This is a genomic window from Paenarthrobacter aurescens (assembly GCF_025421775.1).
GTDB lineage: Bacteria > Actinomycetota > Actinomycetes > Actinomycetales > Micrococcaceae > Arthrobacter > Arthrobacter aurescens_B.
Genome location: NZ_JAOEFX010000004.1, coordinates 492,201 through 504,760 on the forward strand (window position 1 = coordinate 492,201; position 12,560 = coordinate 504,760).

Consider the following 12,560-nt stretch of genomic DNA (forward strand, 5'->3'; position numbering starts at 1 on the left):
GTGATAGATGGAATTGATAGAAGCATTTTGCGCCACCTCAAAGAGGATGGCCGGATGACGGCTACGGCGCTCGCTTCAAAGGTGGGTTTGACCGTAGCTCCCTGTCACCGGCGGCTCCGCGATCTGGAGTCCTCAGGAGTGATCCGTGGTTACCGGGCGGACATCGATCCTGCGGCGGTGGGGTTGGGTTTCGAAGCGATTGTTTTTGTCACTCTCCGGCAGGTTGAGCGCACCATCATGGCGGAGTTTGAGGAGCGTGTAACAGCGAGTCCCAACATCGTGGAAGCCCAGCGTCTCTTCGGCTCCCCGGATTACCTGTTGAAGGTCATTGCCGCGGACCTGCCTGCATATCAGCGCTTCTACGACGACGAACTCGCGGCTCTTCCCGCGGTGGAACGCCTGACGTCAACCTTGGTGATGAAGAACCTGAAAACCAACATCGGGCCGCCTGTTTAGGCTGCCGGTGGGGTGAGGTTCGCGCCCGCGTGAAGAGAGCCGGCCCGGTCAGCTCGCGGGGCTCACATGGACGATGATGACCTGGGAGTCCTTGGAACCGTCGAAGCGGAGATCGTAGTTCACTTCCAACCCGGTGCTGGTCCCGGACGTCAACGAATAGTCGCTTTTGGAACCAGGATCCTGGCTGGTGGATGCAATCCAGCGTTCAGCGTCGTCGGCGCCTATGCCGTACTTGTCCACACCGTCGCGGATCAGCGTTGTGAAGCCTTCCAGCGAGTCCGCGGTGAGGAAGTAGGTGACTTCGGTGAAGTCAGGCCTGGTGTCGGTGGTCTTGAAGCGGATGCGGTCTGTTTGGGAGTTGATCTCGCCGCTGGGGCCCACGATGGTGAGGTTGATCTTGCCCGAGTCCTGCGTGTTGATCTCCGGACCATAACTGTCCTCGGAAACACGCACTGCAGATTTCTGCAGGGAACCGCTGCTCATGTCCAACCGGGCTTGCTTGTCCGTCCTGATCCGGTCTACGCCTGCGGCGTCCAACGTGGAGAATTCCGAGGTAATCACTGTGCTCCCTTGGGAAGATGAGGACGTTTCTGACGACTGGGACTGAGGAACGGGCGGGGGCACCTGACATGCGGTGGTGGCCAGGAGTCCAAGACTGACAAGTGCCAGGACTGCCGGCCGAAGAAGCCCGCGGTTGGAGCGGCTCATTGGTGGACCTCCGCGTCGAAGCCGTCGAGGAACCGGTCCATGATGCCTGGAATGTTGTTGGTAGGCCGGTACTGCTCCACGCGGTCGTTGAAGTCCGAACCGACGATGTCCCGGGCCTGCTGCGGATCGTTGGCCAACAGGTCCTGGTAGGCCGGGAGAGTGTCTTGCTGGATGAGGGCCCACCGTTGGTCGGCATCGGCGATGTTGCCGTCCGGGAACCCAGTGGTGAAATCCGTGCGGAACTGCGTCGGGTTGTCCCAATTGGTGAAGGGGAGGTTCTCCGGTCCAGGGCTTTCTACGCTGAACTCGTACGGGAAGACTTCAGGGTAGCTTTTGGCGCCTGGAATGGACGGCTCGCCGGCCAAGGTCACCATGTACGTCACGGCTTCGCCGCCGGGGTGGTTGCGCATATCTGTGTAGTCATCCGCGATGATCTCGTTCTGCTCGCGGTACAGCAGGGCCGTGTTGCCCTCCCTGACCTGTTCGGGGTCTCCCGAATCGATCTGCGCCCAAGCCTCAGCCGTGCCGGGGTCGATGGCGCCAGAGTCCCGGAGCCGGTTGATCTCGTCAATGCCGCCGTTCATGTAGGCCTGGTGCTGGCGGGCTTGGTCCAGGAAGATCTCTTTGTTCATGTCCAGCATGGACGTCTCGTAGAACTCGATCTCGGCATCGGTCATGCCGGCGAGCTGCTCGATCTGATCCAGCACGGGGATCGGGATGTCAGAGGCAGGGTTATCGGCGATTTGCTGGGCCAAGTCGCGGAGCATGGCCATGTCCTTGAACCCGCCGGCGAAGGAGGGTCCGATCATATTGGCCATGCCGGCCCATTGGAGGTCCGGGTTGGACAGGAAAGCCTGCCCGTAGAAGTCATAGACCTTCTTGATGGTTTCCCAGTTGTACTCGGTGCCTTTGCTGGTGTCCCAGGTGGAAGGATCGATGCCCATCTCCCGCATGGCCTGCTGGTTCCAGTAATCACTGAGGAATTGGGAGTATTCCGGTGACTTCTTTGCGATAAGCCCCGAATCGGCGGCCGCATCCATGGCGGCCTTGGCTTCCTCGGGATGTTCGAGCGCCCACTTCTTGAATTCGTCGCTGCGAAGGTACTCGGCCCGTTCCTCAGGCGTCATGCCGTTCAGAAGATCCGTTAGCTCCTGTCCGTTCCCGCCGGACGGGCCGGGTCCGCCGGACCCGGTGCCACCCGGCCCGCCGCCAGTGCTGGCGGTGTCCTGTTCCTGCGCATTCTTCAGTAGGCTCTGCGACGCGCTCTTGATGCCGGACGCCGCGCTCTGGAGGGCCCGCAGATGCGAGCTGTTCCAGTCATGACGGAAGCGGTCGCCGTCGTTCCCTCGCCATGGACTGTTGGTGATGGACCCGGATAACTGTTGTCCCAAATCACTGAGTCGGTCTGCGCTGCGGGCCAGTTCCTTGGCCAGCTGCCGCAGCTGTGCGACGTCTGCGCCGTAGAAATTGCCCGCCACCGTGCCCCCAAAATGTCTGCCGTTGATCTGACCCCATCCTAAGCTGGGGCACGCAAGCGGCACATGGGCACAACTGCCCTATGTGGATATAACTGCCCTATGTGAATAACTACTCCGCCAGCAGCCCCGTTGTCCGGTAGGGAATCACTTCCCGGAGGAACATGCTGGTGGACGTGCGCACAATTCCGGGACACAAGCGAATTTCCTCGGACACGCGGTAGAGGTCGTCCGGGCTCTTGGCCACCACTCTGATGATGAGGTCGGTGTCACCTGCGGGTGCATGGCATTCGAGGACTTCGGGGATGTTCCGGAGGGCGGCGATGGCTTCGTTCAGATGGCTTTGGTCGAGTTCGGCGCTGACCGCCGCGGCAACACCGCGTCCCAGTGCGGACGGCAGGACGCGGCTGCTGTTCGGGCGCAGGGCTCCGGCCGCCGCCATGCGCTCCAGACGGGACTGCACGGTCCCGCGCGCGAGGTGGAGCTTCTGCGCCAACACCATGATGGGCACCCGGGGATCTTCATCAAGAGCGGCGAGGATCCGGCGGTCCGTGGCGTCGAGTTCCTGCAAAGTGACCACTTCCTGTCCAAGTTTTCAGAGCATACTGGTCAGATCGACCATTCTTTTTACTGTCCGTTGCACCAACTGTATGTCTCCTGCTCAAATGGTGACAACGAAGCAGGACGAGGCTACCGCCGGATCCCGCAGGCACCAGGAACCCGGAACACCACCCGGAGCCCTGCACAGGTTTCCCGCAAGGAAGCAGCCGCTGATTGACTCTTGTTCACAGCATTGTCATTCTGCACTCGCCCGTTTCGTGCGGGCAGCACAGTAAGAGCCCCTGAGCCACCGGATCGTTGCGGTAGCTGAGGGGCTCTTGTGTTGCCCCGACATGAGGCGCACCACGCCGGCCCGGAGTTCAGTCCCCGAAAAGACCCGCATAGGCTTGAATCATGACTCCAGCTGGCCGCTTCGCCCCGAGCCCTTCCGGCGAACTGCACGTCGGCAACCTCCGCACAGCCGCCCTCGCCTGGCTGTTCGCGAAGTCCAGCGCCAGGGATTTCCTGCTGCGCGTAGAAGACCTGGACCGGGCCCGGTCCGGCGCGGAGGCGGAGCAGCTCCGCGATCTGCAGGCCATCGGCGTCAGCTGGGATGCCGCCGTCGTGCGCCAAACTGAGCGCGCAGCCCTTTATGATGAGGCGATTTCGCGCCTCACCGCAGATGGCCGCACCTATGAATGCTTCTGTACCCGCCGTGAAATCCAGGAGGCGCCGTCCGCCCCGCATGCGCCGCAGGGTGCGTATCCAGGGACGTGCCGGCGGCTGTCCCACGCGGAACGTGAGATCCGGCGCGCGACGCGGCCCGCCTCGATCCGGTTGCGATCGGACGTCGCGGAGTGGGCTGTTGAGGACCAGTTACATGGCAAATACCTGGGTGTGGTGGACGACTTTGTGTTGCGTCGAAATGATGGCGTGACGGCATATAACCTGGCGGTGGTGGTGGACGATGCCGCCCAGGGAATCGACCAGGTGGTACGCGGCGACGACCTCCTTTCGTCCACGCCGCGGCAGGCGTATCTGGCGACGCTGCTGGGGCTGCCTGTCCCCGAGTATGCTCATGTTCCGCTGGTGGTAAACGCCGACGGCGCCAGGCTGGCAAAGCGCGACGGCGCCGTCACGCTGGGCGACCTTGCCGCCGTCGGAATTCCTGCTGAACGTGTGCGCAACCTGATCCTGGGTTCCCTTGGCCTGCCCGCCGGGACTCTTCGGGATGCCCTTCCGGAATTTGACCCGACAAGGCTGCCGACGGAGCCTTGGGTGTGGATAACGCCCCGGGGCTGAACGTCCCACAGCGTAGGCTGTCTGGATGCATTCACAGGTGATCGCCCCAGGTTTCGAACCCGTTGCCGAGCTCTTTGGAGGTTTCCTCGATCAAGACCCTGAGTATTCCGCGCAGGTGGCGGCCTACCATCGCGGCGTCAAAGTGCTGGACCTGAGCGGCGGTCCCCACATCCGGCCTGATTCGGTCACTGGAGTCTTCTCGTGTTCCAAAGGCATGGCGGGTTTGGTCATTGCGCTGTTGGTGCAGGACGGCCAGCTGGATCTTGATGCAGAGGTGGTCAAGTATTGGCCCGAGTTTGGCGTAGAGGGCAAGGCTTCGATAACCGTCGCGCAGCTCCTGTCCCATCAAGCCGGGCTCTTGGGAGTAGAAGGTGGTCTGACGCTTGAGGAGGTCAACCAATCCGGGCTCGCAGCAGCGAAGCTCGCCAAGCTTCCACCGCTGTGGAAGCCTGGAGCCGCGTTCGGATATCACGCGCTGACCATTGGCATCTTCATGGAAGAGCTGTGCCGGCGTATCACCGGTGCCACCTTGCAGGAAATCTTCGAAACCAGGATCAGGGCGGTCACTGGAGCCCACTTCTATCTCGGGCTGCCCGACGCCGAAGAAGTCCGATTCGCACCATTCCGGTGGGCGGCAGATCCTTCGTGGCCGTGGGTGGATCCTGCCAGCCATGGGGGTCTGGCGGCCAACTCTGCCGTGGGTAACATCCTGGATCTGCCTAACATCCGCGAGGTGAGGGCAGCAGGGTTGAGCTCGGCGGCCGGCGTAGCGAGTGCGGATGGCATGGCCAGAATCTATGCGGCGGCGTTGACGGGCTTGGTCGGTGATGCCGGGCTCGCGCCCCTTCTGACCGAAGAGACCATCCGGACCGTCTCAGCCGAGCAGGTGTTTGGGATCGATCGTGTTTTTGGGGAGTCCGGCTGCTTCGCCACCGTGTTCATGAAGTCCCACGCCAGGATGCCGTTCGGCAGTTACCGTGCGTTTGGGCACGACGGCGCCAGCGCATCTTTGGGGTTCGCGGACCCCGTGTACGAACTTGGCTTTGGTTACGTGCCGCAGCAGGCAGAGCCCGGGGGCGTGGGCTGCCGCAACTTCCAGCTGAGTTCGGCTGTTCGGGAAGCGATCGTCGGGCTCGCGGCCTAGTTCAGCGGAGCTGTCTTGGCTGAGTCGGGCTGCCTGAGTAAGAGTTGAGCTGGGCTGGCTGAGTAAGTTAGGGGGCCTGGCTGAGTTGGGCTGCCGGGACTCCTGCCGCCATTCCTGCCCACAGGGTGTCGGTCGTTGCCACCACCACATCCTCAACCGTTGTCCCGTCCAGGTGTTTGCCCGCGGCGAGAAGGGCGGCGCCGTGGAGGCTGACGAAGCACACCATGGCCAGAGTTTGGGGGTCGCCGGCGGCGAGTGCACCGGCCTCCTGAGCTTCGGTGATCATAGCTTGGGCCACGTGGATCCCTTGTTCGCCGGTGCTTCTCAGCTCCGCACTGGAGTCGGGGTGGTGCTTGGTGGAGTACATCACTGTCAGGAGGGCAGGACGCGCAACCGCGAACTCGACGTATGCCTTTCCAACATTGACAAACCTGACCCGGAGGTCATCGCTGGACTGGGCGGCGTTCAGGATGAGGCGGTTCATCGACTCAAAGCCGGCCAGTGCCAGCGCATCGATCAGGGCCTGCTTATCGCGGAAATGTTTTGCCGGGGCGCCATGGCTGACGTTCACATCGCGGGCGAGTTGCCGCAGGGAGAGTCCGTCCACGCCAGCTTCTTCGATGGTCGCCATGGCGCGTTCCAGGAGGGCTTCCCGGAGTTTGCCGTGGTGGTAGGGCTGCTCGATCATGGGATAAGTCTAGGCCAATGTAGTCATTGACAACAAAGTAGACACTGCCTACCATGTTGACAGTGACTACATCATTCAGCCTCAAACCGATTGGATATGCCATGACCATGACCTACACCGGCACCACCGCACTCATCACCGGGGCAAGCTCCGGCCTGGGCGCTGAGTTCGCCGGGCAATTCGCTTCCCGCGGTTCCAACCTTGTGTTGGTCGCAAGGCGTGAGGATCGGCTGGAAGAGTCGGCCAAGGACCTGCGCGCCAAGCACGGAGTTACCGTGACAGTAGTTCCGATGGACCTGGGCCGTCCTGGCGTTGGCCGCGAGCTCTTCGATGAGGTGCGTGGCCGCGGAATCACTGTGGACACGCTGATCAACAACGCAGGTTTCGGCACCCATTCTCCCTTCGTCGAAGAGGCCCCGGACACCATTGCGTCTGAGATTTCCTTGAACGTGGCCGCGCTGGTGGATATCACGCGGGCGTTCCTTCCGGACATGCTCTCTTCCGGTAAAGGTGCGCTGGTGAACGTCGCAAGCACTGCCGCCTTCCAACCAATCCCCGGCATGGCGGTTTACGGCGCCACCAAGGCCTTCGTGCTGAGTTTCACTGAAGCCGTGGCACACGAGACAAAGGATTCCGGGCTAAACGTCCTGGCCCTGTGCCCCGGAGCGACGCGCACCGAGTTCTTCGACGTCCTCGGAAGCCAGTCCGCTGCAGTGGGACGGATGCAAACCTCCGGCCAGGTTGTGGGAACGGCCATCAAAGCACTCGATCGCAAGGGAACACCCGGCAGCGTAGTGTCCGGGTGGGTCAACCGCGTCGCAGCCGGATTCGCTCAGCGCTTGCCCAGGGCCGTGACCGTTGCCATTGCCGCACGAGCAGTCCAGGACTGGTAGGCCGGTGCGGCTGGTCCCGGAACAGCGGATAGCCTGAAGGTAAGGACCGATCCCCGCCGGTCCCTCTTTAATCCGGAGGCCCGCATGACCGAACCACGCTTTACCGTTGAAACAGCCCAGGTCCTGGCCGAGGTGGCTCACAACCGGCAGAAGGACAAACTCAAGCGTCCCTACCGGGAGCACGTGTTGGCCGTGGGGGATGCGCTCGCGGACTTTGACGAGGACGTCCAGATCGCAGGCTACCTCCACGACATTGCCGAAGATACGCCCATCACCCGGCAGGCCCTGCTGGACATGGGGGTTTCCGAGCGGGCTGTCGACATTATCGAGCGCGTCACCCGCCGCTTCCACGAAGATCCGGATGATTACGACGCCGGCATCCGTTATGTTGCCGAAGACCACGACGCCACGCTGGTGAAGATCGCGGACAACGCCCACAACTCACTGCCCGAGCGGGTGCGGGCCCTCGCCGAGAAGTGGCCGGACAAGCCACCGGTAACCCGCTACGCCGATGCCCGCCCGGTCCTGTACACGGCGGTTCCCCGCGAGGAAATCCTGATGATCCTGGAGCGGATCAATCCGTACCTGATCGCGGAGTTGGACGAGATCGTTCCCGAGTAGCTTGGCCGGCCGTTGTGAGGCCTGCTCTGCGTGCTTTTGCGGGCAAATAGTGCGCAGGGCAGGCCTCGCAACGCAGGCGCAGTTAGCCTGCGGCGGCTTCCAAACGTCGGAGAGCAGCTGCCCTGCCCTTGTGGCCGCGCCGTTCGTCGTAAGCAATGGACAGACCCAGAACCAGCATCATTTCAAGCATGCACAGCGCCACTGATGCGCCTGCTGCGGCCATGGCGATGCTTCCCGCGAGACCAATGACCACAAGTGCAGAGCTCCAGAGCAACTCGCGGTCAGGGCTGAGCATGATGCTGTAGAGCGTCGTCAGGGACACCTTGAAAAGAATGATGGGTATGGCGATCGATGCGACTGCCGCCGCAGCGCTGATGTGGGCTTCGTGGTCGATGAAGTAGGCGGCAACGTGGAGCCCCGCGCCGGTGGCAGCGATGGCGGCGAAGATGACGATGTGCCCATAACCAAACACCCACGAGCGGTGCCGCTGGAAATGGAGTGCTGGTCCTGAAGGCAGGATGAAGTAGATCCACCACATGGCGAAGGCCAGGCCAGTACCGCTGAGGCCAACCAACGCGGCATCCAAAGTCCAACCGTGCAACGCAACAATCGCCCGCAGGGTCTCAATGGCTCCGATCAGGCACTCACCCAACGCAATGATGGCTAGAAGCCCATACCGCTCTGCGATGTGGTGGGCATGCCAAGGCGTGCGGATCTTCCGTTCCGCGAAGTACGGTGCCGACATCTCCAGGATGAACAGCGGCGTGGCCATGAGGAAGGTAGTGAGGACGCTCGCATCGATCAAGAGGACTGCAACCCAGCCGACCTGTACGATCGCCACGTACTTCGCATACCGCAAACATGTTTCACGGCGCTCGGGGTCTTGGCGGGCGGCACGCAGCCACTGGAAGATCAGGGCAACCCTCATGACGATATAGCCGAGCACCATGGTGACGTTGTCCACGTGCCTGCCCTCGATGATCGAGTGGAACACTGGTTCGATGCCCATGGCCAGGATGAGCACGCCCACCATTTGGATCATGGTGACTACCCGGAAGACCCAGTCATCGGTGTCGTAGGCGCTGGCGAACCAGGTGAAGTTGATCCAGGCCCAGATCACCGCGAACATGGCGAAGGAGAATGCGAGGAGCCCGGGCCAGAAATGTGATTCCGCCACCGCATGCGCGAACTGGCTGCCGGCAACACCGAAGGCTATGACAAAGGTCAGGTCGAAGAAGAGCTCCAGCGGAGTGGCTGTGCGGTGCTTTTCATGGGGATCGCGGCCGCCCATGCGGGAGAGTGCATGGCGAAGGGGATTCGTGGACATGGCTCAAAGATTACCGCTGCCCGTGTGCTCACGCCGAGATCGCCGGAATGCGCCGGGATCGCCGTAACACACCGGTGGAACCCGCAACGTTCCGGCGAACTCGCTCAGCAAACCGCTAGACCCGGCCCAACACGTCGATGTCTTCCAGGAAGTCCTGGTGCACTTCGGCGCTCACGGTGGTGCGGGTGTCGGCAATCGCGTCGAGGTAGTCCTGGGTGACCGGCCCCTTATGTCCGTTGGCCGCAAGACCCGAGCCGTCGTCGTCGTACACTGCCTTTTCCAGGGCGCGCTGGGAGGCGCTGCGTGCCGCGAACTCGATGTCCGCGGGCGAGAAGCCTTCAGTCCGCTCCACCAGCTGGGCGATGTCCACCGAATCCACCACGGTTGCGGGGATGAAGCGCTGCCACATGGCCTCGCGGGCGTGGACGTCAGGCAGGCCGATGGGGATCACGTAATCGAACCGGCCGTGGCGGAGGAACGCGGTGTCCAGGGCGCGGATGAAGTTGGTGGCGCAGACCAGCAAACGGCCGGGCTGCTCGCGGAAGGCCGGGATGATCTTCAGTAGCTCATTGGTGACGCCCTGCAACGGCGACGGCGGATCCCCGGCGCGCTGCGAGGCGATTTCTTCAACTTCGTCGATGAACACTACGGCGTGCTCCAGCTCAGCGATTTCCAGGAATGTCTCGCGCAGCGCGCCGGCCAGGCCTTTGGGATCGGCGGCCAAACGGGACGGGAAAACCTCCACGAACGGCCACTCCAGCCGCGACGCGATGGCCTTGGCGAAGGTGGTCTTTCCGGTGCCCGGAGGACCGAACAGCACCACCGCGCGTGGGGGCACAACACCGTATTCGTCGGCGAGATCGGCCTCTGCCAGTGGCAGCACCAAGCGGCGTTCCAGGAGTTCCTTCTCACGGCGCATGCCCGCCACGTTCTCCCAGAGATCCCGTGCCAGGATGCGGCCGCCGAGCAGGCTCAACGGCTCCAGCTCCTGCCGCTGCACGGGAATGGTCCGCTCGAAGTAGCGCAGGTTCTTCTTCACCACGAACCCGCGGCCAAGGAACGCCTCGACGCGCGTTTCGGTCTCCGGCATGAGCGCAGAGAGCTTGTTGAGGCCGTGCGGAGCCATGCGGTTCTCGACGGCGGACAGCAGCGAGGTGCCGATCCCGCGGCCGCGGAACTCCGTCAAGGTGGCAAGGAAAACGATCCAACCCTGGTCATGCGCGGCGCGTCCGACAGCAGCACCCACCACCTGGTCACCCTGCACCGCAACCACTGCGTGGTCCTTTTCGCAGGACGCCAGGACTTCGGACAACGCGTATACGGGCTCAACGCCGTCAGCTTTGAGTGACTCCCAGAGGTGCAGGATGCCGTCCAGATCGGACGAGTGGAAGTCCCTGATGCGCCAATTGCTCATGGCTGTATCTCCTGAGTCTGCTAAGTGAGTCGCCGTTGATTCCTTTGGTGTTGAGCATAGGCGAAGAGCTGGGGCCGGACGTTGCGGGCCAGTTGCGTTACGGGGGAACCCGACGGCGGGCCCTCGCCGTCGGGGTTCGTCCCGCCGTCGGACGGGGCGTCTGAAAGGGGTGCCGAAACCGCTGGTTGGAGCTGGAACATCCTTAACGGGCTCTACTGAGCCAGCCCCACGCCCCGGTTACTGAGCGGGCCTCAACCGCAATCCCTGCATGCCGCCGTCGACCGCCAGCGAAGTTCCCGACGTCGAGCCTGACAGCGGGCTTGCAAGGTACACGACAGCGCCGGCTACCTCGGCCGGATCAACCATCCGGCCATGCGGCTGGCGGGCGTTGAGGGCGGTGCGCTCGCCGGCGGGGTCGGCCGCTGAATCGAGCAGACGGCCCACCCAAGGTGTGTCGACGGTGCCGGGGTTTACGCAGTTCACGCGGATGCCCTCACGCACGTGATCTGCCGCCATGGCAAGCGTCAGGGACAGAACTGCGCCCTTGGATGCCGAATACAGTGCACGCTGGGGCAGCCCTGCCGTTGCCGCGATGGAACAGGTGTTCACGATCGCGGCCGCCGGAGACTCGCGCAGGTATGGCAAGGCTGCCCGGCTGACGCGGGCAATTCCCACCACGTTGACGTTGAGGACGCGCAGCCATTCGTCGTCGTCGTTCGCGGCAATGTCACCTTGAGCGCCGATGCCCGCGTTGTTGATGACGATGTCCAAGCGGCCGAACTTGGTAGCGACGGCGTCGACGGCGGCCCGCACCGAGGCGTCATCGGCCACGTTGCACTGCACGCCAAAGTGGGTGCTGGTTTCCGGTGCGAGGTCCAGGACCGCCACCTGCGCGCCTCCGGCCGCGAGACGGTCCGCAATGGCCGCTCCAATCCCGGAGGCGCCGCCGGTCACGAGCGCTGCGAGGCCTTCGAATTCGTTGCCCACGACGAGTGACATCAGGCGTTGATGTGGGCGGGGGCGGTCGCACCTGACCGGGAAGCTGCCTGCGCCCGGTAGTACTCCTGGCGCTGGCGGCCCAGGCCTTCGATTTCCAGCTCCACCACGTCGCCGGGCTGGATGAAGGGGAACCGGCCGGATAGTGCCACGCCCTCGGGAGTGCCCGTGATGATCACGTCGCCAGGTTCGAGGACCATGTACTGGCTGAGGTGGTGGACGATCGTGGCGGGGTCGAAGATCATGTCCGCGGTAGTGGAGTCCTGGCGGGGTTCGCCGTTGACCACGGTCTGCAGGCGAAGGCTGCCGGCATCGATGTCCGAGGCGGGAACCAGCCACGGACCCAGGGGAGTGGAGCCGGGGAGCGACTTGCCCTTGGTCCATTGTCCTGCGGCGCCGGGAATCTGGTATTCGCGCTCGGAAAGGTCGTTGGCCACTGCGTAGCCCGCAATGCACGCGTCAGCCTCTTCAAGGGAGGAAAGGTATGACGCTTCCCGGCCGATGACGATTGCCAGTTCCACTTCCCAGTCATACTTTTCCGACGACGGCGGGATGGGTGCGGCGTCGAACGGTCCGGCGACGGTGTTGCTCGGCTTGAGGAAGACAACGGGAACCTCGGGCGGTGTCGCACCGGATTCGGCGGCGTGCGCGGTGTAGTTGAGACCGATGGCCACCACTGCGCCCGGGCGGGCAACGGGAGCCCCGATGCGCAGGCCTTCGGGTGAGATTTCGGGAAGTTCGCCTTTATTCAGGGCCTCGCGGGTGCGTTCGACGCCGTCCGCGGCAAGGAAGTGGCCGTCGATGTCGTTGGTCAGTGGCGTCAGGCTGAAGTACTTCTCGGCACCGCTGGCGTCCTGGGCGATGACAGCCGGTTGTTCGTTTCCGGCCGTGCCCAGCCTGGCGAATTTCAAGGTCATGGCTTCCTCCGTGCGTTCGGGACTAACATCCGAGCTCTAGTGTGGTGTTCTCACCCATAATACGGAAATGTGACCCATT

Annotated in this window: 13 protein-coding genes; 5 read left to right on the forward strand and 8 right to left on the reverse strand. The window is 63.2% G+C overall.

The genetic code is table 11. The annotated features are described in order from the left end of the window. Nucleotides 1-456, forward strand: a complete 456-nt coding sequence (locus N7568_RS11460; protein ID WP_261609948.1) for an Lrp/AsnC family transcriptional regulator — start codon at nucleotides 1-3, stop codon at nucleotides 454-456. Nucleotides 457-504: 48 nt separating this feature from the next. Here N7568_RS11460 and N7568_RS11465 read toward each other — a convergent pair whose 3' ends face one another. From N7568_RS11465 to N7568_RS11475, 3 genes are all read right to left on the reverse strand, one after another. Next, nucleotides 505-1,017 carry a hypothetical protein gene (locus N7568_RS11465; RefSeq protein ID WP_368736515.1) on the reverse strand — a complete coding sequence of 171 codons (513 nt, stop codon included), beginning with the start codon at nucleotides 1,015-1,017 and terminating at the stop codon, nucleotides 505-507. A gap of 143 nt (nucleotides 1,018-1,160) precedes the next feature. Next, nucleotides 1,161-2,642 carry a WXG100 family type VII secretion target gene (locus tag N7568_RS11470; protein ID WP_261609950.1) on the reverse strand — a complete coding sequence of 494 codons (1,482 nt, stop codon included), beginning with the start codon at nucleotides 2,640-2,642 and terminating at the stop codon, nucleotides 1,161-1,163. Between the two features lie 109 nt (nucleotides 2,643-2,751). Next, nucleotides 2,752-3,210 (reverse strand): Lrp/AsnC family transcriptional regulator, encoded by a 459-nt coding sequence (locus N7568_RS11475; protein ID WP_261610016.1) that lies wholly within the window; start codon nucleotides 3,208-3,210, stop codon nucleotides 2,752-2,754. A gap of 383 nt (nucleotides 3,211-3,593) precedes the next feature. Here N7568_RS11475 and gluQRS point away from each other — a divergent pair, with 383 nt between their 5' ends. Together gluQRS and N7568_RS11485 are read left to right on the forward strand one after the other, a co-directional pair. Continuing rightward, nucleotides 3,594-4,481, forward strand: a complete 888-nt coding sequence (gene gluQRS / locus N7568_RS11480) for a tRNA glutamyl-Q(34) synthetase GluQRS (RefSeq protein ID WP_261609951.1) — start codon at nucleotides 3,594-3,596, stop codon at nucleotides 4,479-4,481. A gap of 25 nt (nucleotides 4,482-4,506) precedes the next feature. Beyond that, nucleotides 4,507-5,625: a serine hydrolase domain-containing protein gene (locus N7568_RS11485; protein ID WP_261609952.1), complete on the forward strand. Its 1,119-nt coding sequence runs from the start codon at nucleotides 4,507-4,509 to the stop codon at nucleotides 5,623-5,625. A gap of 67 nt (nucleotides 5,626-5,692) precedes the next feature. Here the strand turns inward: N7568_RS11485 and N7568_RS11490 are convergent, their stop codons facing one another. Continuing rightward, a complete protein-coding gene (locus tag N7568_RS11490) occupies nucleotides 5,693-6,313 on the reverse strand; it encodes a TetR/AcrR family transcriptional regulator (RefSeq protein ID WP_261609953.1) in 621 nt (206 codons plus the stop codon). A 62-nt stretch (nucleotides 6,314-6,375) separates the two neighbouring features. On the opposite strand from N7568_RS11490, the gene N7568_RS11495 reads away from it, so the two are divergent. Together N7568_RS11495 and N7568_RS11500 are read left to right on the forward strand one after the other, a co-directional pair. Continuing rightward, nucleotides 6,376-7,206 (forward strand): SDR family NAD(P)-dependent oxidoreductase, encoded by an 831-nt coding sequence (locus N7568_RS11495; protein WP_261609954.1) that lies wholly within the window; start codon nucleotides 6,376-6,378, stop codon nucleotides 7,204-7,206. An 84-nt stretch (nucleotides 7,207-7,290) separates the two neighbouring features. After that, nucleotides 7,291-7,827 carry an HD domain-containing protein gene (locus N7568_RS11500; RefSeq protein ID WP_261609955.1) on the forward strand — a complete coding sequence of 179 codons (537 nt, stop codon included), beginning with the start codon at nucleotides 7,291-7,293 and terminating at the stop codon, nucleotides 7,825-7,827. 82 nt (nucleotides 7,828-7,909) lie between these two features. Here the strand turns inward: N7568_RS11500 and N7568_RS11505 are convergent, their stop codons facing one another. The 4 genes from N7568_RS11505 to N7568_RS11520 form a co-directional block, all read right to left on the reverse strand. Continuing rightward, on the reverse strand, nucleotides 7,910-9,154 hold the full coding sequence (locus N7568_RS11505; protein WP_261609956.1) for a low temperature requirement protein A: 1,245 nt from the start codon (nucleotides 9,152-9,154) through the stop codon (nucleotides 7,910-7,912). A gap of 115 nt (nucleotides 9,155-9,269) precedes the next feature. Continuing rightward, the gene (locus tag N7568_RS11510; protein WP_261609957.1) at nucleotides 9,270-10,568 is read right to left on the reverse strand and encodes an ATP-binding protein; all 1,299 of its coding nucleotides are present in this window, start codon (nucleotides 10,566-10,568) and stop codon (nucleotides 9,270-9,272) included. 237 nt (nucleotides 10,569-10,805) lie between these two features. Continuing rightward, the gene (locus tag N7568_RS11515; protein WP_261609958.1) at nucleotides 10,806-11,567 is read right to left on the reverse strand and encodes an SDR family NAD(P)-dependent oxidoreductase; all 762 of its coding nucleotides are present in this window, start codon (nucleotides 11,565-11,567) and stop codon (nucleotides 10,806-10,808) included. Further along, the gene (locus N7568_RS11520; RefSeq protein ID WP_261609959.1) at nucleotides 11,567-12,481 is read right to left on the reverse strand and encodes a fumarylacetoacetate hydrolase family protein; all 915 of its coding nucleotides are present in this window, start codon (nucleotides 12,479-12,481) and stop codon (nucleotides 11,567-11,569) included. The genes N7568_RS11515 and N7568_RS11520 overlap by 1 nt, the downstream gene beginning before the upstream one ends. Nucleotides 12,482-12,560 lie beyond the last annotated feature (79 nt).

Coding starts and splice junctions, on each gene's coding strand:
- N7568_RS11515 (WP_261609958.1), bottom strand. CDS start 11,567: ATGTCACTCGTCGTGGGCAACGAATTCGAAGGCCTCGCAGCGCTCGTG.
- N7568_RS11510 (WP_261609957.1), bottom strand. CDS start 10,568: ATGAGCAATTGGCGCATCAGGGACTTCCACTCGTCCGATCTGGACGGC.
- N7568_RS11520 (WP_261609959.1), bottom strand. CDS start 12,481: ATGACCTTGAAATTCGCCAGGCTGGGCACGGCCGGAAACGAACAACCG.
- N7568_RS11505 (WP_261609956.1), bottom strand. CDS start 9,154: ATGTCCACGAATCCCCTTCGCCATGCACTCTCCCGCATGGGCGGCCGC.
- gluQRS (WP_261609951.1), top strand. CDS start 3,594: ATGACTCCAGCTGGCCGCTTCGCCCCGAGCCCTTCCGGCGAACTGCAC.
- N7568_RS11500 (WP_261609955.1), top strand. CDS start 7,291: ATGACCGAACCACGCTTTACCGTTGAAACAGCCCAGGTCCTGGCCGAG.
- N7568_RS11485 (WP_261609952.1), top strand. CDS start 4,507: ATGCATTCACAGGTGATCGCCCCAGGTTTCGAACCCGTTGCCGAGCTC.
- N7568_RS11490 (WP_261609953.1), bottom strand. CDS start 6,313: ATGATCGAGCAGCCCTACCACCACGGCAAACTCCGGGAAGCCCTCCTG.